Source organism: Brevibacterium luteolum (assembly GCF_013004595.1).
Taxonomy (GTDB): domain Bacteria; phylum Actinomycetota; class Actinomycetes; order Actinomycetales; family Brevibacteriaceae; genus Brevibacterium; species Brevibacterium luteolum.
In genome coordinates this window covers 273,734-292,960 of sequence record NZ_JABEMC010000002.1, presented here as the reverse complement: position 1 = coordinate 292,960, position 19,227 = coordinate 273,734, and the positions used below count along the sequence as shown (strand labels likewise).

General features: G+C 67.7%; 18 protein-coding genes. 13 read left to right on the top strand and 5 right to left on the bottom strand.

Going from position 1 to position 19,227, the window contains the following annotated elements; all coding sequences use genetic code 11:
* Window positions 1–5: 5 nt before the first annotated feature.
* Window positions 6–1,412, top strand: a complete 1,407-nt coding sequence (locus tag HLA91_RS04800; RefSeq protein WP_170273771.1) for a dihydrolipoamide acetyltransferase family protein — start codon at window positions 6–8, stop codon at window positions 1,410–1,412.
* Between the two features lie 118 nt (window positions 1,413–1,530).
* Here HLA91_RS04800 and HLA91_RS04795 read toward each other — a convergent pair whose 3' ends face one another.
* Window positions 1,531–2,700: a hypothetical protein gene (locus HLA91_RS04795; RefSeq protein ID WP_170273770.1), complete on the bottom strand. Its 1,170-nt coding sequence runs from the start codon at window positions 2,698–2,700 to the stop codon at window positions 1,531–1,533.
* 473 nt (window positions 2,701–3,173) lie between these two features.
* On the opposite strand from HLA91_RS04795, the gene rpmB reads away from it, so the two are divergent.
* The 9 genes from rpmB (at window position 3,174) to mmsB (ending at window position 10,613) form a co-directional block, all read left to right on the top strand.
* Complete coding sequence (gene rpmB, locus HLA91_RS04790; protein ID WP_165883958.1) at window positions 3,174–3,410, top strand: 50S ribosomal protein L28; 237 nt, start codon at window positions 3,174–3,176, stop codon at window positions 3,408–3,410.
* Window positions 3,410–3,580 carry a 50S ribosomal protein L33 gene (gene rpmG / locus HLA91_RS04785; protein WP_102162444.1) on the top strand — a complete coding sequence of 57 codons (171 nt, stop codon included), beginning with the start codon at window positions 3,410–3,412 and terminating at the stop codon, window positions 3,578–3,580. The genes rpmB and rpmG overlap by 1 nt, the downstream gene beginning before the upstream one ends.
* A 9-nt stretch (window positions 3,581–3,589) precedes the next feature.
* Window positions 3,590–3,895 (top strand): 30S ribosomal protein S14, encoded by a 306-nt coding sequence (rpsN, locus tag HLA91_RS04780; protein ID WP_102162443.1) that lies wholly within the window; start codon window positions 3,590–3,592, stop codon window positions 3,893–3,895.
* Between the two features lie 60 nt (window positions 3,896–3,955).
* Window positions 3,956–4,246 carry an HU family DNA-binding protein gene (locus HLA91_RS04775; protein ID WP_102162442.1) on the top strand — a complete coding sequence of 97 codons (291 nt, stop codon included), beginning with the start codon at window positions 3,956–3,958 and terminating at the stop codon, window positions 4,244–4,246.
* 119 nt (window positions 4,247–4,365) lie between these two features.
* On the top strand, window positions 4,366–5,223 hold the full coding sequence (locus HLA91_RS04770) for a nitrilase-related carbon-nitrogen hydrolase (RefSeq protein ID WP_170273769.1): 858 nt from the start codon (window positions 4,366–4,368) through the stop codon (window positions 5,221–5,223).
* Between the two features lie 16 nt (window positions 5,224–5,239).
* Window positions 5,240–7,339 carry a bifunctional copper resistance protein CopD/cytochrome c oxidase assembly protein gene (locus tag HLA91_RS04765; RefSeq protein ID WP_257995155.1) on the top strand — a complete coding sequence of 700 codons (2,100 nt, stop codon included), beginning with the start codon at window positions 5,240–5,242 and terminating at the stop codon, window positions 7,337–7,339.
* Between the two features lie 155 nt (window positions 7,340–7,494).
* Window positions 7,495–8,877: an MFS transporter gene (locus HLA91_RS04760; RefSeq protein ID WP_212754001.1), complete on the top strand. Its 1,383-nt coding sequence runs from the start codon at window positions 7,495–7,497 to the stop codon at window positions 8,875–8,877.
* 9 nt (window positions 8,878–8,886) lie between these two features.
* Window positions 8,887–9,660, top strand: a complete 774-nt coding sequence (locus tag HLA91_RS04755; protein ID WP_170273768.1) for a 3-hydroxybutyrate dehydrogenase — start codon at window positions 8,887–8,889, stop codon at window positions 9,658–9,660.
* A 44-nt stretch (window positions 9,661–9,704) separates the two neighbouring features.
* Window positions 9,705–10,613, top strand: coding sequence for a 3-hydroxyisobutyrate dehydrogenase (mmsB, locus tag HLA91_RS04750; protein ID WP_170273767.1), 909 nt, complete (start codon window positions 9,705–9,707; stop codon window positions 10,611–10,613).
* Between the two features lie 106 nt (window positions 10,614–10,719).
* Here the strand turns inward: mmsB and HLA91_RS04745 are convergent, their stop codons facing one another.
* Window positions 10,720–11,484 carry a YggS family pyridoxal phosphate-dependent enzyme gene (locus HLA91_RS04745; RefSeq protein WP_225210521.1) on the bottom strand — a complete coding sequence of 255 codons (765 nt, stop codon included), beginning with the start codon at window positions 11,482–11,484 and terminating at the stop codon, window positions 10,720–10,722.
* Between the two features lie 109 nt (window positions 11,485–11,593).
* On the opposite strand from HLA91_RS04745, the gene HLA91_RS04740 reads away from it, so the two are divergent.
* Window positions 11,594–13,501 (top strand): NHL domain-containing thioredoxin family protein, encoded by a 1,908-nt coding sequence (locus HLA91_RS04740; protein ID WP_170273766.1) that lies wholly within the window; start codon window positions 11,594–11,596, stop codon window positions 13,499–13,501.
* Between the two features lie 35 nt (window positions 13,502–13,536).
* On the opposite strand, the gene HLA91_RS04735 is transcribed toward HLA91_RS04740, so the two are convergent.
* The 3 genes from HLA91_RS04735 to HLA91_RS14165 are packed head-to-tail and all read right to left on the bottom strand — an operon-like array spanning window position 13,537 to window position 17,363.
* A complete protein-coding gene (locus HLA91_RS04735) occupies window positions 13,537–14,520 on the bottom strand; it encodes a hypothetical protein (RefSeq protein WP_170273765.1) in 984 nt (327 codons plus the stop codon).
* A gap of 48 nt (window positions 14,521–14,568) precedes the next feature.
* Window positions 14,569–15,708 (bottom strand): P-loop NTPase family protein, encoded by a 1,140-nt coding sequence (locus HLA91_RS04730; RefSeq protein WP_170273764.1) that lies wholly within the window; start codon window positions 15,706–15,708, stop codon window positions 14,569–14,571.
* Between the two features lie 26 nt (window positions 15,709–15,734).
* Window positions 15,735–17,363 (bottom strand): LPXTG cell wall anchor domain-containing protein, encoded by a 1,629-nt coding sequence (locus HLA91_RS14165; protein WP_170273763.1) that lies wholly within the window; start codon window positions 17,361–17,363, stop codon window positions 15,735–15,737.
* A gap of 232 nt (window positions 17,364–17,595) precedes the next feature.
* On the opposite strand from HLA91_RS14165, the gene dcd reads away from it, so the two are divergent.
* Together dcd and HLA91_RS04715 are read left to right on the top strand one after the other, a co-directional pair.
* The gene (gene dcd, locus HLA91_RS04720) at window positions 17,596–18,198 is read left to right on the top strand and encodes a dCTP deaminase (protein WP_170273762.1); all 603 of its coding nucleotides are present in this window, start codon (window positions 17,596–17,598) and stop codon (window positions 18,196–18,198) included.
* A 10-nt stretch (window positions 18,199–18,208) separates the two neighbouring features.
* Complete coding sequence (locus HLA91_RS04715) at window positions 18,209–19,204, top strand: hypothetical protein (protein WP_170273761.1); 996 nt, start codon at window positions 18,209–18,211, stop codon at window positions 19,202–19,204.
* The last annotated feature ends 23 nt before the right edge of the window (window positions 19,205–19,227 follow it).

Genomic DNA, 19,227 nt, shown 5'->3' with positions numbered 1-19,227 from the left:
CCTGCATGTCGAACCTCTTCAACCTCCCCGACGTCGGCGAAGGTCTCACCGAAGCCGATATCGTCTCGTGGAAGGTGGCAGTCGGCGACGCTGTCACCGTCAACCAGATCCTCGTTGAGATCGAGACCGCCAAGTCGCTTGTCGAACTGCCCAGCCCGCAGGCCGGGACCATCTCCGCCCTCCTCGTCGAGGAAGGCCAGACCGTCGAGGTCGGCACCCCGATCATCGAATTCGACGGTGACGGCTCCGGTGCTGGCGGCGGATCCGATGCCGGTGCAGCCGGCGAGCAAGCCGAAGGCGGCCAGGCTGAGAAGTCCGGTGACTCCAGCGATGGCAGCGCCGGCCCGAACCTCGTCGGCTACGGCGTACGTGCGGACTCCTCGAAGCGCCGCCCGCGCAAGACCCAGGCGGCCAAGCCCGCCCAGACCGAGGCACCGTCCCGCGAGGTGCCCGAGGTGCAGGAAGAGCCGGGACAGCCGGCCGAAGCCGCACCGCAGGAGCAGCCCGGCGGTACCGGCGCAGAGCGCCCGAAGGTGCTCGCCAAGCCGCCGGTGCGCAAGCTGGCCAAGAGCAAGGGCATCGACCTGCTCGACGTGACCCCGACCGGTGCCCGCGGTGAAGTCACCCGCGACGACCTGCTGCGCCACATCGAATCCGGCGGATCGGCTGCCCAGCCGGCCACCGCCTCGGCGCCGGCAGCCGGCCAGCAGCCAGCGACCGGAACCGAGGAGCGGATCCCGTTCAAGGGCGTCACGAAGTTCATGGCCCAGGCCATGGTCGACTCCGCCTTCACCGCCCCGCACGTCACCGAGTTCCTCGACGTCGACGTCACTGCGATGATGGAGCTGGTCAAGCGGCTGAAGACGAAGAAGCAGCTCGGCGAGGACGTGCGCGTCTCCCCGCTGCTCATCGTTGCCAAGGCCGTGTGCTGGGCTGCGCTGCGCAACCCGCGGATCAACTCGTGCTTCGACGGTGACGACATCGTCGTCAAGCACTACGTCAACCTCGGCATCGCCGCGGCCACCCCGCGCGGACTCATCGTGCCCAACATCAAGGGCGCCCACGCGATGGGACTGCGCGACCTGGCCCTCGAACTCGGCGAGCTGACCGCCACGGCGCGGGCCGGCAAGACGGCACCGGCCGATCAGGCCGGCGGCACGATCACCATCACCAACGTCGGCGTGTTCGGCGTCGACGCCGGCACCCCGATCATCAACCCGGGAGAGGCGGCGATCCTGGCCTTCGGCCAGGTCCGCAAGCGCCCATGGGTCGTCGATGATGAGATCGTCGCCCGCGACATCACGACACTGGCGGTCTCAGCCGATCACCGGCTCGTCGACGGTGAGGTCATCTCGATGTTCCTCGCCGACGTCGGCCGGGCACTCGAAGACCCGGCGCTCATGCTCATGTGAGTGAGGTGACTCTGCACTGACACAGCGGGCTCGCTCCCTTTTCGGGGCGGGCCCGCTGGCGTGTGCGGGTGCCTGGCGCTCAACGACGGGAGCCAGGGGTGCCGGGGGACAGAGAGGCTTAAGGGTTCAGCTTCGTCGTGCCCTCGGGGCCTTCGGTGGAGGAGATCTTCTTGGCGAAGCAGTTGTCGCGGTCGATGCCGAGCTCCCGGCATTTGGCCAGTGCGGCCTCCGGATCGTCATAGGGCTCGTTGAGCACGGTGATCCAGTAGTCGTTGAGCCGGAAGCTCGACCACTGTGAGCTGTTGAGCAGCAGCGCCTCCGGATGCTGGGCGCGCAGCGTCTCGAACTCCTCCAGGATCGCCTCATTGGTCCACGTCTGCTGCTCGGTCGTCAGGCCCTCCTGCTTGGCGCTCAGCTGCACCACCCAGTGCCCGTCGAGTTTCGAGGCGACTGTCGCGTGGTCATTCTGCGCCAGCTCCTTGAGCTGCTCGGCAGCCGGGGCCGAGGTCTCACCGCCACCGGTGCCGGTGTCTTCGGCACTGGGCTCCTCGGACGGCTTGAGGTCCTCATTCGGGCTGAGCAGCGGCAGTCCGAGGAAAACGGCGACGGCGACGAGGACGGTCGCAGCGATCGCCGCGACGACAGTCATGCCGGTGCGCCGCCGACGGTGCGGTGCCCGTGAGCTGGCGGGACTGCGCAGGCCGGCGGGGTCGGGCGGGCCCGAGGGGGAGTCGTTCTGCGCAATGCGCTGCTCGCCGGTGTGGGCGGCGATGTACTCGTAATAGGTCGAACGGTCATCGGCAGCTGAGGCCCCGGGCGCAGGATGGCCGGCCGCTGCCTCGGTGGGCCCGGTAGCGGACGGCGGTCGCGTGTGTGCGGCTGCGGCAGGCGCAGCCGCAGCGCCTGCCGGCTGCTGGGCCAGCAGCGTGGCCACCGGATAGAATTTCCCGTCCGAGGCCTGGCAGTAGTCCTGGCCGTCAGCGGCCCGGTAGTACAGCTGCCCGGCCGGGCTGGACCAATAGCCCTGCGGCAGGCCGGCGTGCGCACCGGCCCCCGGACCAGGGGTGCTGGCCGCTGCGCCGGAGGCGGGAGCGACGGCTGGCCCGCTGACAGCCGGGCTCGGTTCGGGTTCGCGGTCCCACTTCTCGCTCTGCGCCGGGCGAATGCGCGGACGCGCCGGCTGGGAGGCGGGTTCAGCTGGTTCGGTGCGCGACGCCTCGGGAGCGGGCGGCGACGGCGGGCTCAGGGGTGAGCCCTCGGGGCGTGGCGGGATGGCCGGCCCGGTCATCGCCGGCCCGTCGAACGACGCCTGCGTGAACCGGATGCAGCATCCTCCCGCATGCGAACACTGTCCATGTCCATATACCTTGGCAGAGGGTACTACCGAGTTCAACTGAATTTGCCTGCGACGCGCGTGCGTCAGTAAGATGTTCTCCTGTTGACTCGTCAGACAGCATCGCTGTCCTGATGATCGTGCTCATTGAGCGCTGCACGATAGCTTCGGCCCTCTCTCACAGGCCTCAACGGCTTCAGCGCTGGTGAGACATCACGTCGCACGATTGCGGCGTACACAAACCCTTCACCGGGGTTTCATTCACGCCACCGCAGTGTGTTCCACGGGTGTGCACCGGTCTGCCTGCGCAGGCGGTGCATCTGGAATGCAGCACCGGTGACGACGATGTGTTGATGTCTTCGGCGAATCCCGCCCCGCGCCCGCACGGCGCAGCGGATTCCGCCGCTCAAGTGAACTGGAGGAGAGAAATGGCAGCAACCTGCCAGGTGACCGGAGCAGTTCCCGGTTTCGGACACAATGTGTCCCACTCGAACCGCCGCACCAAGCGCCGGTTCAACCCGAACATTCAGAAGAAGCGCTACTACGTGCCCTCGCTGCGCAAGACCGTGACCCTCACCGTGTCCGCCAAGGGCATGAAGGTCATCGACGCACGCGGCATCGACGCTGTGGTGACCGATCTCATCGCGAAAGGAGTGAAGCTCTGATGGCAGCGAAGACCAAGGACATCCGTCCGATCATCAAGCTCAAGTCCACTGCCGGCACGGGCTACACCTACGTCACCCGCAAGAACCGCCGCAACAACCCGGACCGCATCGTGCTGAAGAAGTACGATCCCGTCGTCCGCAAGCACGTAGATTTCCGAGAGGAGCGCTGAGCGCACACAATGGCTAAGAAGTCCAAGATCGCACGCAACAAGCAGCGCGCCGAGATCGTCGAGCGCTACGCCGAGCGCCGCGCAGAGCTCAAGCGTCAGCTGGTCCACCCCGATTCGACCGACGAGCAGCGCGAGGAGGCCCGCCTGGGTCTGCAGAAGCTCCCGCGCGACGCATCGCCGATCCGCCTGCGCAATCGCGACCAGGTCGACGGCCGTCCGCGCGGCTACCTCCGCAAGTTCGGACTGTCCCGGGTGCGCTTCCGTGAGATGGCACATCGCGGAGAACTGCCCGGAGTTACCAAGTCGAGCTGGTAATCTCTGGTAAGTTCGGTATCGGTGAATCAACCGACCTATGTCCTGAAGGAGGACAACCTTATGGCTAAGAACCGCAGTGAACTCGTTTCCGAGGTTGCCGAGAAGACCGATCTGACCCAGAAGCAGGTGTCGGACGTCCTCGACGGTGTGTTCGAGTCGTTCAGCGAGGTCGTCAAGAACGGCGACAAGCTGACCATCCCGGGCTGGCTGTCCGTTGAGCGCACCGAGCGTGCAGCTCGCAAGGGCCGCAACCCGCGCAGCGGCGAAGAGATCCAGATTCCCGCTGGCTACTCGGTGAAGCTCTCGGCCGGATCGAAGCTCAAGGCAGCTGCCGGCTCGCCCAAGAAGTGACCTCCTCTTCCGGATACGGAACTTCGGGAAGCGCCCGGGACCTTGATGGTCCCGGGCGCTTCTGCGTCCACCCCGCCCCGGCTTTGGCCGCCCCGAAGCGCGCGACTACCCTAGAGGGCATGCGAGTTTCTGCGATTCAGCTGGCCTACACCGACCGTGAGGACCAGTCTGCGCGCATCCGCCGGGCCGCCGCCTTGGCCGCCTCCCAGCACGAGGCCGACCTCATCGTGCTGCCTGAACTCTGGTCCGCTGGCGCCTTCGACTACCGCGCCTGGGGCACCCGCGCCGAATCCGTCGCCACCGGCCCGACCATCGCCGCGCTGGCGGCGATCGCCCGGGAGACCGGCGCCTACATCCACGCCGGGTCGATCCTCGAAGCCACCGATGAAGCGCAGGCCCGGCTCTCCGCCGCCGGCGGAGACATCACGGCTCTCGGGGAGATCCCCGAGGGGCAGCGCGGCCTGTACAACACCTCAGTCCTCCTCGACCCCGCCGGCGAGGTGGTCGCCGCCTACCGCAAGATCCACCGGTTCGGGTTCGGTGCAGGCGAGCCGACGCTGCTCGACGCCGGTGAGGACATCGTCACCTGCCCGATCACCGTCGACGGCCGCGAGGTCACCCTCGGCCTGGCGACCTGCTACGACCTGCGCTTCCCGGAGATGTTCCGCGCACTCGTCGACGCCGGGACCGAGGTGGTGGTTGTGCCTGCCGCATGGCCGGCCGCACGTGTCGACCACTGGAGCCTCTTCGCCCGCGCCCGGGCCGCGGAGGACTTCACCGCCCTCATCGCCTGCAACACCGCCGGCTACCACGCCCGCACCCAGATGGGCGGCCGCTCGGTCATGGTCGACGCCGCCGGCGTCGCCCTCGCCGAGGCCGGGCCGGACGCGACCATCCTGTCTGCCCACATCGACATCGACGCGATCGCCCAGCGCCGCGAGAGCTTCCCGGCGCTGGCCGACCGGCGGCTGAGCTGAAGGCCTGAGCACACACGTGACATCAACGTCTGCACCCTCAACCGGCCGCGCGCACTCCGGCTCCAGCCCGGCCCGCGGATCCGGCCCCGACGTCACCGCAGCCCGCCGGCTGCGGCTGGCCGCGATCCCCGGCTTCATCCTCGTCGCCGCCGTCTGCGGCGCCTTCGCCCTCGACTTCACCGGCGCCGCCGCACCGCTGCTGCTGAATGACTCCGGCCCGCTCGGCCGGTTCGGCCTGCCGATCGCCGAGTTCCTCTTCAACCTCTCGATGTCGGTCACCTTGGCCGCGCTGTTCCTGGCCACGCTCGTCTTCCCGCGCGACCACGGCGGGCGGATCCGCCACAAGGACCGCAAGACGCGCCGCGACATCCCGCTGGACCCGCTGTGGGAGCGCACGCTCGGCATCGCCCAGATCGCCTCGATCGTCTGGACGGTCGCCGCGGTCGCCGTGCTCATCTTCGCGTTCATCGACTCCGTCGGCGCGCAGGCATTCGAGGGCGACTTCTCCCAGCAGCTCGGCGTCTACATCACCCAGATCCCCTACGGGCAGCTGCGCCTGGCGATCGTGCTCATGGCCGCGACGCTCTCCACGCTCGTCTTCGCCACCCGCTCCTTCATGGGCATCGGGCTCATCACCGTCCTCGGCGTGCTCTCACTCGTGCCGCTGGCACTCATGGGCCACTCGGCTGAAGCCTACGGCCACATGCAGGCCGTCAACAGCATCGGCCTGCACCTGCTCGCCGTCGTCGCCTGGCTCGGCGGGATCCTCGTCATGGCCGTGCTCGCTCCATTGCTGACCAAGCGCGACGACCTGGCCGTGCTCGTCTCCCGGTTCTCGACGATGGCGCTCATCGCGTTCGCCATCATGGTCTACTCCGGGTTCGTCAACGCGCTGCTGCGCGTGCGCACCCTCGACGACTGGCAGACCCCCTACGGGCTTGTCGTCATCGGGAAGGTCGTGCTCACGATCATCCTCGGCGTCATCGGCTACTGGCACCGCACCTTCGTCATCAACCGGCTCAAGACCACTGCTGCGGCTCGCAAGGAGTTCTGGCGGCTGCTCGGCGTCGAAACGCTCATCTTCGGTGCGGTCATGGCGCTCGGCGTTGTGCTCTCACGCTCCCAGCCGCCGATCCCCGATGAACCGCCGCCGGCCCCGACCCCGGCGGAGATCCTCACCTCCGAGCCGCTGCCGCCGGAGCCGACCTGGCTGTCGTACTTCACGGAATGGCGCGTCGACCCGCTGTGGACGGTCATCACCGTCGGCTTCGTCGTCGGCTACCTGCTGGCCGTGCGCGAGCTGCGCCGGCGCGGCGACACCTGGTCGACCGGGCGGACCATCAGCTGGGTGATCGGCATGGCCGGGCTGTTCTACATCACCTCCGGTGGGCCGATGGTCTACGGCCAGGTGCTGTTCTCCGGGCACATGATCCAGCACATGCTCCTCGTCATGGCGGTGCCCCTGCCGATGGTCCTCGGTGCGCCCATCACCCTGCTCATGCGCGCGACGAAGCCGCGCACCGACGGCTCCCGCGGTCCGCGCGAATGGATCCTGGGCGCCGTGCACTCCCGCTACCTGCGGTTCTGGGCCCACCCGATCGTCGCAGCGGTCAACTTCGCCGGCTCCATGGTGATCTTCTACTACAGCGGCATCATGTACCCGGCCCTGGATACCCACCTCGGCCACGAGCTCATGATGGTCCACTTCCTGGCCGCCGGCTACCTCTTCGCCCAGTCGCTCATCGGCATCGACCCCGGCGTCAACCGGCTGCCCTACCCGATGCGGCTGCTCATGCTGCTGGTGACGATGACCTTCCACGCCTTCTTCGGCGTCTCGATCATCTCCTCCGAGGCGCTCATCGAACCCGACTGGTTCGGCAATATGGGCCACGGCTGGTTCCCGGCGCTGGAGGACCAGGCGCTCGGCGGTGAGATCACCTGGGGCATCGGCGAGTTCCCGACGCTGGCCCTGGCGATCATCGTCGCCGTGCAGTGGTCGCGCTCCTCCGACCGCGAGGCCAAGCGCCGCGACCGCTCCGAGGACCGCAGCGGCGATGCCGAGCTCAAGGCCTACAACGAGATGCTCGCCAACCTGCAGCGCGGCCCGCGCAGCTGAGTCGGACGCACCAGGGCGCTCGCGCGGCCGGCGCGGAATCGACATGATGCTTGACGACATGTGATGCAGATCTCATGATTGGGTGAGTCCTAACCGCAGTGACGAACAGCCCACGCTGCTGTGGCGCCGTTCCTCCTCACGCAAGGAGCACCATCATGAGTGCAGCACCACCCCAAGACACTACGAGCGTGCGCCGCAACCTCCAGCGCGTCGTCGCGGCCTCGATGGCCGGCACGATCGTCGAATGGTACGAATTCTTCCTCTACGCCTCAGCGGCCACCCTGGTCTTCAACGTCATCCTCTTCCCAGCCTCGGACAACCCGCTCGACGCGATCATCGCCGCGTTCGCCACCTATGCGATCGGCTTCATCTTCCGCCCGCTCGGCGGTGTCGTGTTCGGCCACTTCGGCGACAAGTACGGGCGCAAGAAACTGCTGCAGCTCTCCATCATCCTCGTCGGCGTCTCCACCTTCCTCATGGGCTGCCTGCCGACTTTCGACCAATGGGGCTACGCGGCCCCGATCATCCTCGTGCTGCTGCGCGCCGCCCAGGGATTCGCCGTCGGCGGCGAGTGGGGCGGAGCCGTCCTCCTCGTCGCCGAGCACTCACCCAACCACTCCCGCGGCTTCTGGGCCTCCTGGCCGCAGGCCGCAGTTCCGCTGGGCAACCTGCTGGCCACTGCGGTGCTCTTCGCCCTCTCTACCGCGCTCAGCGATGAGGCGTTCATCTCGTGGGGCTGGCGGGTGGCCTTCTGGCTGTCAGCTGTCATCGTCTTCATCGGCTACTACATCCGCACCCGCGTCTCTGACGCCCCGATCTTCGAAGAGGCCCAGCAGGAGGTCCACGAAGAGGACGCCGGCTACGGCGTCATCGAGGTCTTCAAGCGCTACCCGCGCGGTGTCTGCACCGCCATGGGCCTGCGCTTCATCGAGAACGTCATGTACTACGTCGTCGTGACCTTCTCGATCACCTACCTCAGCCAGCAGGTCGGCATCGAACGCGGCGAAATCCTCGGACTGCTGCTCGGCGCCCACGTCATCCACGCGGTCATCGTGCCGCTGATCGGTCGGCTGTGCGACATCCTCGGACGCAAGATCCCATATCTGCTCGGAATCCTGGCCACCGCAACCTGGGGCTTCTTCGCCTTCCCGATGTTCGACACCGGCCAGGGGCTGCCGATCTTCATTGCGATCGTCGTCGGGCTCATCTTCCACGGATTCATGTACGCCGGCCAGCCGGCGCTCATGGCCGAAATGTTCCCCACCCGCATGCGGTATTCGGGTGTGTCGCTGGGCTATCAGGTGACCGCGATCGTGGCCGGCTCCTTCGCCCCGATCATCGCCACCACCCTGCTGCGGGCCTTCGACTCCAGCATCCCGATTTCGATCTACCTCGCCATCGGAGCCGGCATCAGCCTCACCGCCTGGTTCTTCACGCGTGAGACCAACGGCATGGACCTGGCCGAGATCGACCGGATCGACAACGAACGCCGTGCCACAGAGTGGGCTGCCCGTGCCGGCTCGACCGGCCGGAAGTAGGCTGAGCGCATGGAGCACGATCCGAAGCAGAACGCTCAGCAGGAACTCTCCGGCCGCCGCGCGCTCGTCACCGGTGGCGGTTCGGGCCTCGGCAAGGCGATTGCGGCCCGGTTCGCCCGGATGGGCGCCGAGGTGACCGTCGCCGATGTCTCGGCCGAGGCCGCCGAGTCGGTCGCCGAGGAGATCGGCGGGAAGGCCTGGGTCGTCGACCTGTCCGACACGCAGGCACTCGACGGAGAGTCGATCGACACCGACATCCTCGTCAACAACGCCGGCATTCAGCGCATCCACCCGATCGAAGAGTTCCCGCTCGCTGAGTGGCAGCTCATCCAGAAGCTCATGCTCGAATCACCGTTCGTGCTGACGAAGGCTGTGCTGCCGGGGATGTACAAGCGCGGCTGGGGCCGCATCATCAACATCTCCTCGGTCCACGGGCTGCGCGCCTCGGCGTTCAAGAGCGCCTACGTCGCCGCCAAGCACGGGCTCATGGGCCTGACGAAGGCGACCGCACTGGAGGCCGGCAAGCACGGGGTGACCTGCAATGCGATCAACCCCGGCTATGTCATGACCCCGCTGGTCGAACAGCAGATCGCCGATCAGGCCGCCTCGCGCGGGATCTCCGAGGATGCCGTCCTCGACGAGGTGTTCCTCGCCCACTCGGCGCTGCCGCACCTCGCCCAGCCCGAGGACGTCGCCGCGATCGCCGCGCTGCTCGCCGGCGAGGGCGGCAAGGCGATCACCGGAGCCGCACACTCCGTCGACGGCGGCTGGTCCGCCGCCTGACCTGCACGTCCGCACCTGAGACGACACGAGAAGAAGGAGACCTCATGGCGACGATTGGATGGATCGGCCTGGGCAATATGGGCCTGCCGATGACGAAGAACCTCATCACAGCCGGGCACAGCGTGCGCGGATACGACCTGAGCGAAAGTGCCCGCAGTGCGGCCGAAGCCAACGGTGTGACCGCCTGCACCACCATCGCCGAGGCGGTGGCCGGTGCCGATGCCGTGTTCGGCATGCTGCCCAACGGGACGATCTCGAAGGAGGTGTTCTGCGGAGACGGCGGTGTGCTCGAATTCGCCGAACCCACCGCGCTGCTCATCGACTCCTCGACGATCGACGTCGCCTCGGCCCGGGAGATCCACGAGACGGCCCAGCAGGCCGGCTTCGCCTTCGTCGACGCCCCGGTCTCCGGCGGCATCTCCGGTGCCGCGGCGGCGACACTGACCTTCATGCTCGGCGGCGACCCAGCCGACACCGCCCGGGCGAAAGAGCTCGTCGAGCCGATGGCCGGCAACATCTTCGACTGCGGTGGGCCCGGCAACGGGCAGGCGGCGAAGATCGTCAACAACATGATGCTCACCGTCAGCCTGCAGGGCGCAGCCGAAGGTGCGGTGCTCGCCGACAAGCTCGGCCTCGACGCGCAGACGTTCTGGAACGTCGCCAGTGTCTCCTCCGGGGACTCGTGGCCGCTGCGCACCTGGTACCCGGTGCCCGGCATCGTCGAGACCGCCGCGTCCAACAACGGCTTCGAGGCGACCTTCTCCGCCGCGCTCGCCCACAAGGACGCAGGCCTGGCACAGGAGGCGGCCGCCGATGTCGGCGTCACGCTGCCGGGGGCGAAGGCGGCGTTCGAGAACCTGCAGAAGCTCATGGATGACGGCTACGCCGATATGGACTGCTCGCTCATCATCCGCAACATCGATCCGCAGGCACCCGGCGTCCCGCAGGAGTGAGCCTGCGCTCTTCGGCGCGTGTCCGTCAGGCCGGTGAACCGGTACATGCCGGTCAGGTCGGTGAACCGGTACGTGTCGGTCAGGTCGGTGAACCGGTACGTGTCGGTCAGGTCGGTGAACTTGCAGGCGGTCGCGCGCCGAAGACGCTCGATCCGATCCGCACGATCGTCGCACCCTCTTCGATGGCGAGGGCGAAGTCAGCGCTCATGCCCATCGACAGCTCCGTCGCACCCTCAGGCAGGGTCCCGTCGTCGATGAGCCGGTCGCGCAGCTGACGCAGATCGGCGTAGCTGGGGCGGATGACCTCGTCGCTCTCCCCGGGCAGCCCGATCGTCATGAGCCCGCGGATCCGCAGCCGGTCGAAAGAGGCCAGTGACTCGATGAACTCAGCCGCGGCCTCGGGAGCAGTGCCGAACTTCGAATCCTCACGCGAAGTGTTGACCTGGACGAGGATGTCGATCGAACGGTCGAGGACCTCCAGGCGGTTGTGCAGCTTCTCCGCCAGCGGCAGGTTGTCGACCGACTCGACACACGTGCACGAGTCGACGCGCAGCGTGTGATTGACTTTGTTGCGCTGCAGCGGCCCGATGAGGTGCGTCTCGTGCTCCAGATCAGCTAAGCCGTCGGCCTTGCCGGTCAGCTCCTGTACGCGGTTCTCGCCGATGAGCGTGAAACCGTGCTCGATCGCGACCCGGATCTTTTCCACCGGTTGCGTCTTCGTCGCCAGCATGATCCGCACATCCTCAGGTGTGCGTCCGGATCTCCGCGCCGCCTCGGCGGCCTGACCGGCCACCGCATCGAGACGGTCGCGGATCTTTTGAGCATGTTCGGAGGAGAGGGGCTCGGTGCTCATCGCGGCTGCATCGTTCATGACTCCATCATGGCACTTCTCCTCTCTGTCGTGGCCGCCGCCTCGGGTGCTGCTGACACATATGACAGCTGTACGGCAGGCAGGTGAGCCCCGGTGGCACAATGAGGGTATGACTGACGCTCCGCGCCTGCGCGCTCCTGAACTCACTGGCCGCCGCTGGATCAACACCGGCGGCACCGACCTCAGCCTCGCCGACCTGCGCGGCAAGGTCGTGCTGCTGGACTTCTGGACCTTCTGCTGCATCAACTGCCTGCACGTGCTCGACGAGCTGCGCCCGCTTGAGCAGAAATACGCCGATGAGCTCGTCATCATCGGCGTGCACTCCCCGAAGTTCGAGTTCGAGCGCACCGTCGAAGCCGTCGGCAAGGCCGTCGAGCGCTACCAGGTCGAGCACATCGTCCTCGACGACCCGGACCTTGAGACTTGGCAGGCGTATTCGGCCCGCGCTTGGCCGACACTCGCCCTCATCGACCCCGAAGGCAACCTCGTCGCTTCGATGTCCGGTGAAGGGCATGCCGCCGGGCTCGCCTCACTCATCGAGAACCTCATCGCAGAGCATTCCGCCAAGGGCACCCTGCGCCGCGGCGACGACCCCTATGTCCCGCCGGCACCAGTCGAGACCGACCTGTTCTACCCCGGCAAGCTCATCCGGCTCACCCCCGGCGAGCATGCCGGCAACCTGCTCGTCGCCGACTCCGGGCACCACTCACTCGTCGAATTCGACCCGACCGGCAGCACCATCCTGCGCCGCTACGGCTCCGGGAACCGCGGTCGGACTGACGGGCCGGCAGGGGCCGCCGAACTGAGCGAACCCGGTGGCTTAGCCGAACTCCCGGCCGAGCTGGCAGCTGAGGTCGGCTACCACGTCGTCATCGCCGACACCGTCAACCACCTGCTGCGCGGCCTCAACCTCGACACCGGTGAGATCTCGACGGTCGCCGGCACGGGTCAGCAGTACATGGTCGGTGCCGTCGACAATGTCACCGGCACCCACGGCGACACGGGCCGCTACGACGGCCCAGCCGATGCGATCAAGCTCTCCAGCCCCTGGGACGTCCACTACGCCGAGACCACCGGCGAGGTCGTCATCGCGATGGCCGGAAACCACACGATCTGGTCGTTCAACCCGCAGACCGGCACGATCCGGCTGCTGTCGGGCACGATGAACGAAGGACTCGTCGACGGGGACGCCGAAACCGCTTGGTACGCCCAGACCTCCGGCGTGGCAGCCGCTTCGGACGGCCGCGTGTGGCTGGCTGATTCCGAGACCTCGGCGCTGCGACTGCTTGACCCGGCCACCGGAGTGGTCGAGTCGAAGCTCGGGCAGGGCCTGTTCGACTTCGGGTTCCGCGACGGAGCCGCCGCCGAGGCGCGCCTGCAGCATCCGCTCGGCGTGACCGAACTGCCCGACGGGTCGGTGGCGATCGCCGACACCTACAACGGTGCGATCCGCCGCTACGAGCCCCGCACCGATGAGGTCACGACGTTGGCCCGCGGGCTCGACGAACCGTCTGACATCCTCGTCCTGCCCGGCAGCGACGGCGAGCAGCCGAGCCTGCTCGTCGCCGAATCGGCAGCCCACCGGCTCACCCGGGTCGCCATCCCAGCTGAAGCGCAGCATGTCGATGAAGGGGCGCAGCAGACCTCACGGCCGGCCACCGAGCTCGGCACCGGCACGCTGACCCTCACCGTCGGGTTCAGCGTGCCTGCCGGGCAGAAGCTCGACGACCGGTTCGGCGACCCGACCCACCTGCAGGTCTCGTCCACCCCGCCAGAGCTCATCACCGCTGGCGCCGGCGGCAGCGAGGGCCTGGAGCGCACCATTGAGATCGCCGACGGCATCGAATCCGGTGTCCTGCACATCACCGCCCGGGCCGCGGCCTGCGACGGGTCCGAGGACGGCGAGATCCCGCTGCACGCCGCCTGCCACCTCTACCAGCAGGACTGGGGCATCCCAGTGACCCTGAGCGCTGAGGGACCGCACGAGCTGCGCCTCGACCTGCGCGGCACGAACTGACAGACCGGCTCAGCTGACCGGCCGTCGCCGGTTCATCACCCGCCGAGTTCGGCTCCGCTGTTGGGCTCGACCCGCACCTCATCACCGGTGACGATCACCTCGGCACCGAGCGTGAACGGCACCTCCTCACGGAAGTCGAACTCGAACCCGGTGACGCTGTCACGGTAGGTGCCCGACACCTCGGCGACGGCAGGAGACCGCACGAGCGACAGCTGCGAACCGGAGCTGCGCAGGCTCACCTGCGGGTCCTCAAGCATCCGCCATGACACCTCGCCGACGATCTCGTTCTCTGTCTCATAGCCGAAGGTACAGCCGGTCGGCATGAGCGTCGTCGCCCTCACACAGCCAGCGAGGTGCTCCTCGATCTGGCGCTCGACCTCGGCGGTCAGCGCCGGGGTGGGGGTCGGCTGCAGGGCCACACCCAAGTCGTCGGAGCTGCTGGTGACCATCACCTGCTTAACCTCGGAGGTCAGGTACTCGGCATTGAAGCCGATGTTGTAGCCCATGGGGAACAGCACCGGCACCGGGCCGTCACCGGCCGGCACCTCGACCCCGTTGACATCGGCGGTGGCTGAGCCGCTGATCTGCAGGGACAGCTGCGGCCAGGAGTCGAAGACGATCGCCCAGCGCTCGAACAGCCCCCATGTCGCAGGCCCCTGCTGCAGGGTCAGATCCGTGGTGCGGGTGGCCGAACCGAGGTTGTAGCGGACACGGACGCGGGCGGTGTCGCCGTCGCGTTCGGTGTCGGAGATCTGCACGTGCTCGGGAACAGCCGGGGCACCGGCGAGCACCGCATCGGTCAGGGCGTTCTGCGGGGTGCGCTCGCTGTGCGATGGGGCTGCGAGCATCCCGAGCGCGGCGGCGGCATCCCCGTCGGCCAGGGCGGCGAAATAGGCGTCGACGGCCCGGGCGGGGGAGTAGACGGTGAGGTTGAGCAGCGGCACGGCAGCTGCGGTGAGCGCGATGATGAGCAGGCCGGCGATGAGCAGCGCGCGGGCGCGCCCGACCATTCGCCTCATCGCCTGTTCCCTCCGCTCTGCGTCGCCGGCCCGGTAGCCTGGGCGCGGCTAGTCCACCTCAACAGGATAGGCGTGCATGCGGGAGGTATCGACCTCGATATGCACCCGCGCGCCGACCCGCACGTTCGCCAGCGTCTCAGCGACGGTGGCACCGAGCCCGGGGTGCAGGACACCCCACTGCGGTGAGCACTCCGTGCCCGAGGCGGTGGGCTCCTCGACGTCGGAACCCGGACCGGGCTCCCGGTGAGGGGTGTCAGCCGGCAGTGAGCGGAAGTCGAGCACATCAGCGGTCATCGCCAGCCCCACCTCGGTGTCGGAGGGGGAGACGACGATCTGCAGACGCCCGCCGCGATCGCGGATGCCGACGATGAGCGCCTCGAAGACGGTCTCGGCGGTGAAGACGGGATCGAACTCGTCGAAGGACATCGTCGTCGCATCGGTGGGAATGGTGACGAAGACCTTGCCGTCGAGTTCGGTGCGGGCACGCACCTGGGAGTGCCCGATCGAGAGCCAGCCGCGGCGAGCCAGCCCGGAGAAGACGTTGACCCCGGCGAACGATGCCGCCAGGTTGCTGCGCGGGCTGCGCAGCATGGCCGCCAGCTCACCGGAATCGGCGACCTGGCCCTTCTCGACGACGACCGTCGTTCCCCCGGTGGTCGCGGCGTCGAGGAGGTCATTGCTGGCCAGGATGAGCCCGAGCCCGAACTCTTCGCACACTCCGAGCAGTCTTCCTCGCACACCTGCTCGAAGGTCACCGGGCAGGCCGGCGAAGGGGTTGTCCAGGATGGGCCATTGTGCGCCGCTGACGAGCGCTGCCGCCACGTGGAGGCGCACACGGGTGTCGGATCCGAGATCACCCAGGCGGGTGCGGCGCAGCCGGTCATAGGAGAGACCGAAGGCATCCAGGGCATGATCCGGATCAACCGGTTCGGGGCCACCCTGCTGAGGTGTTCCCGAACCGGCGACCCGGCGGAGGTAGGCGGTCACGCTGAGCCTGCGTGCCCCGTCAGGTGCCGGCACCACAGCGGTGCCGGGCAGCGCAGCCACCCTCTCAAGCACATGGGAGACGTCGCCCCGGTCGCCCATAACGACCAGGCGTCCCTTGGGGTCAAGCGGAGCGGAGACGAGCGGTCGCCCGGACACCTCGACTGTGTGGACAGCGAGGTGCCCGGACTCGCGCATCGTCACAGCAGCCTGCCTTCTGAACTCTCAGCTCAGATGTCGGCAGGTCCGTTGCCACCGGCGGTGCGGCGGCGGGTGATGACGACAGCGGCTGCGCCGATGACGAGCAGGCCTGCGCCCATCGCCAGTCCGGTCAGCTCAGCACCGGTGCGCGGCAGGTCCGTGCCACCGGAGGTGTCCTTCTTCGTGTCACCGGTCGTCTCATCGCCGACCGACGAGCCGTTGGTGATGACGGTGAAGCTGCCGTGCAGCGCCTGATCGCCGTCGGCTGCCGAGTCAGACGGGTGGACAGTGACGTTGTACTGGCCGAGCACCGGGGTGGTCACCGCGCGCACACGGAAGGCAGCCACGCCGTTGTCATCGGCGGTGACCTCCGTGGTGTACTGCTTGACCTTGCCCTGGGCGTGGTTGACGACCATGGTGACCTTCTGGCCGGGCTCGAAGTTCTCACCGATGATCTTGACGCCGTCCTTGCCGAAATCGGCAGAGGCGATCTCCAGCGGATCGATCGTGAGCTTCGGTTCAGCCTTCTTGTCATCCGATTCCGTCGGCTGGCCGGTGGGCACCGGCGACTTGCTCGGCGCGGTCGTCTCCGATGGGGTCTCAGAAGGCGTGGCGCTCGGGGTGTCGCTCGGGGTTGCCGACTCCGAGGGATCGCTGGTGGCAGACGGGCTGTCCGACGGGCTCGGGGTGCCTGTCGGGGTCGGCTCCTCGGTCGCGGCAGCGGTGACATCGAAGGTGGTCGTTGCGGCCTTCTCTGCACCCTCGGCCTTCACCTCGACGGTGTAGGTGCCGGGCTTGACGGCGATCTCGAGCGGAGCATCGCTGTCGCCGCTGGCCGGTGTGGCCAGGGCGTCGGCGGCAGGCGCGCCCTTGACGGTGAACGCGAGCTTGCCGTCCTTGTCGGTGGTGACCTCGGCCTCGGCAGTCTGCGGCGCCTCGCCGTTCTCAGCCGGCGCCTTGACGGTGACAGTGGTCTTGAGGTTGGCGGTGAATCCCTCGCCGGTGAACTCGATGTCCTTGTCCAGGAAGGCCTTCTCTTTGACCTCGGCAGCGCTGGCCTTGATCTCACCGATCTCCGGCTTCGGCTCCTCAGTCTGCTTCGGCTTCTTGGTTTCGGTGGGAGTCGCGGTCGGCGTCGTCGGATCAACCGTCGGTGTGGTGGGGTCCTGTGACGGGGTGGTCTCCTCCTCGGTCGGCGTCGGAGCCGGTGCGTCGGAATCGGAGACGACCTTGAAGGACACCTCAGTCGACTCGACCTTCGAGTCATTGCCGACCAGCTTGAGTTTGTACTCACCGAGCGGCACCTTGGCGTCGCCAGTGGTGGTGAAGTAGTACGATCCGTTGACTTCACCCTTGTCGTTGACGGTCAGTTTCTTCTCGGCCTTGTACTCGGTTCCGTCGGTTCCGGTGACGGTGACGCTCGCGGTCTTGTCACCGCTGAACCCGCTTCCGGAGAACTTGATGCCCTTGTCCTCGTCGGTGATGTCGGACTGCGTGACAGTCTCGGATTCGACAGTGGCTTCGGGCTTCTTCGTCTCGCCCTGCGAGGGCGGACTATCGGGCGCAGTGCTGGTGGACGCGACGGCTGGTACGGCAAACATGCCGGAAACCGCTACGGCGACTGCGGGGGCAAGCACAAGACTCTTGGAAGTCTTCACAGTTCGGCCTTTCGGTTGTGGAAGCTACGTCCACGCAGAAGGCGACGAAGTGCGTCCAGGGATGACCCTGGCATTCCCGGCTTCCTTTGGTCACAAAGGGGGAAGGCACCATCGGCGCGGGCGTAATGTCACAACCCACTGTAGAGCATCTGTCCAGCTCTCGGTGAGTTTTCTGTGAACCAGCCCGCTGGAAAGTGACGAAATCGTTGCCAAATCGCGATAGATTGGCAGGGTGACTCTGCTATCCGATCGTGACATCCGCGCCGAGATCGACGCCGGGAACGTGCGTCTGGACCCCTACGACCCGGAGATGATCCAGCCGGCGAGCATCGACGTGTGCCTCGACCGCTACTTCCGGCTCTTCGACAACCACAAGTACTCCGTCATCGATCCCTCCCAGGAGCAGCCGGAGCTCACCCGCTTCGTCGAAGTCGACCCCGAAGGCCCCTTCGTCCTGCATCCCGGGGAGTTCGTCCTCGCCTCGACGCTTGAGCTCATCTCCCTGCCGGACACCATCGCCGCCCGGCTCGAAGGCAAGTCCTCCCTCGGCCGCCTCGGCCTGCTGACCCACTCGACTGCTGGATTCATCGACCCCGGCTTCTCCGGTCACGTCACTTTGGAGCTGTCGAACGTCGCGACCCTGCCGATCACTCTGTGGCCGGGCATGAAGATCGGCCAGATGTGCTTCTTCGCCCTGTCCTCCCCAGCCGAGCACCCCTACGGCTCGGATGCCGCCCGCAAGAACCGCTACCAGGGTCAGCGCGGGCCCACCGCCTCGCGCGCGTTCATGAACTTCCACCGCGCGCCCATGACCGGCAACGGCCCAGACGACTGACACCACCGCCATGAGCGCACCAGCCACTCCCGACCCGCGCAGCCCCGAAGTCCTCGCCGGTGAGCACCTGCTCATCGTCGACGCCGGCCTGGAGGCCAGCGACGTCATCGCGCTGCTGTCGAACCTCTACCCGCGGCTGCCCGAACCCGAGGCGGTGGCACCGGCGACCAGCACCGCACCTGAGGTGCTGCGCTGGCGGATGACCCGCCACTCGGCCCTCAAAGGCCCGATCTACCTGCCGGCCGAGGCCCGCACCCGGCTGGGACTGCCCGACTGGGCCGATGTCGTCTTCGCCCTGTCCTGCCCCCGCGACCGCGAGGACGCCCCACCCCCGGAGTGGTACTCCGATGCCGACGGCCTCGAACGCCACTTCCCCGACGGCCTGCCCGAACGCGAAGAGGGCCGGTCACTGGCCGCGCTCATCGCCCTCGCCCGCCGCCTCCACGTCGCCGTGAGGCTCGCAGACGAGAACGGGCGCACCAACCGGATCATCACCCCGGATCCCGAATCCCACATCGACATCTTCGTCTACTCGCCCTACTGGCTGGCCCCTGACGTGCTGCTGGCCCGGCTGCGCGAACTCGAACCGAGCGCCGACCTGCCCGGCCCGCTGACCCCGGAGCAGGAGGCCCGGGTCAGTGAGCTCATCGGCGCCGGCATCGTCGACCCCGACGAACCCGTCGTGCTCGATGGCTATGAGGTCACCGTCAGCCTCGATGAGCTGGGCCCGGCCGCCGGCAGCATCGCGGTGCGCGTCAGCGTCGAGACCGCTATGCCGCGCATCGTCACCGAACACCTCGGCGAGACCGCCGTGTGCTACCACCTGACCTGGATCGACACCGACGACCGCCGCTACGACCGGCAGCCCGGCGCATGGCTGTCGAACCTGCGCCGCACCGCCGCCGTGAGGCTCGAGGAGATGGCCGCCTCCGTCATCTCCGGGACTGCCGGCATCGCCGCCGACGAAAGCGGTTTCCTCGTCACCGAGAACCAGCTGCGCGGCTGACAGGAGGATCTGACGTCGATGCT

What these genes read in the sequence shown, in the direction of transcription:
- HLA91_RS04740 (WP_170273766.1), top strand. Translation starts at nt 11,594, where the DNA reads ATGACTGACGCTCCGCGCCTGCGCGCTCCTGAACTCACTGGCCGCCGC.
- HLA91_RS04735 (WP_170273765.1), bottom strand. Translation starts at nt 14,520, where the DNA reads ATGAGGCGAATGGTCGGGCGCGCCCGCGCGCTGCTCATCGCCGGCCTG.
- rpmB (WP_165883958.1), top strand. Translation starts at nt 3,174, where the DNA reads ATGGCAGCAACCTGCCAGGTGACCGGAGCAGTTCCCGGTTTCGGACAC.
- HLA91_RS04770 (WP_170273769.1), top strand. Translation starts at nt 4,366, where the DNA reads ATGCGAGTTTCTGCGATTCAGCTGGCCTACACCGACCGTGAGGACCAG.
- HLA91_RS04745 (WP_225210521.1), bottom strand. Translation starts at nt 11,484, where the DNA reads ATGAACGATGCAGCCGCGATGAGCACCGAGCCCCTCTCCTCCGAACAT.
- HLA91_RS04755 (WP_170273768.1), top strand. Translation starts at nt 8,887, where the DNA reads ATGGAGCACGATCCGAAGCAGAACGCTCAGCAGGAACTCTCCGGCCGC.
- HLA91_RS04800 (WP_170273771.1), top strand. Translation starts at nt 6, where the DNA reads ATGTCGAACCTCTTCAACCTCCCCGACGTCGGCGAAGGTCTCACCGAA.
- rpsN (WP_102162443.1), top strand. Translation starts at nt 3,590, where the DNA reads ATGGCTAAGAAGTCCAAGATCGCACGCAACAAGCAGCGCGCCGAGATC.
- HLA91_RS04715 (WP_170273761.1), top strand. Translation starts at nt 18,209, where the DNA reads ATGAGCGCACCAGCCACTCCCGACCCGCGCAGCCCCGAAGTCCTCGCC.
- rpmG (WP_102162444.1), top strand. Translation starts at nt 3,410, where the DNA reads ATGGCAGCGAAGACCAAGGACATCCGTCCGATCATCAAGCTCAAGTCC.
- mmsB (WP_170273767.1), top strand. Translation starts at nt 9,705, where the DNA reads ATGGCGACGATTGGATGGATCGGCCTGGGCAATATGGGCCTGCCGATG.
- HLA91_RS04775 (WP_102162442.1), top strand. Translation starts at nt 3,956, where the DNA reads ATGGCTAAGAACCGCAGTGAACTCGTTTCCGAGGTTGCCGAGAAGACC.
- HLA91_RS04760 (WP_212754001.1), top strand. Translation starts at nt 7,495, where the DNA reads ATGAGTGCAGCACCACCCCAAGACACTACGAGCGTGCGCCGCAACCTC.
- HLA91_RS04795 (WP_170273770.1), bottom strand. Translation starts at nt 2,700, where the DNA reads ATGACCGGGCCGGCCATCCCGCCACGCCCCGAGGGCTCACCCCTGAGC.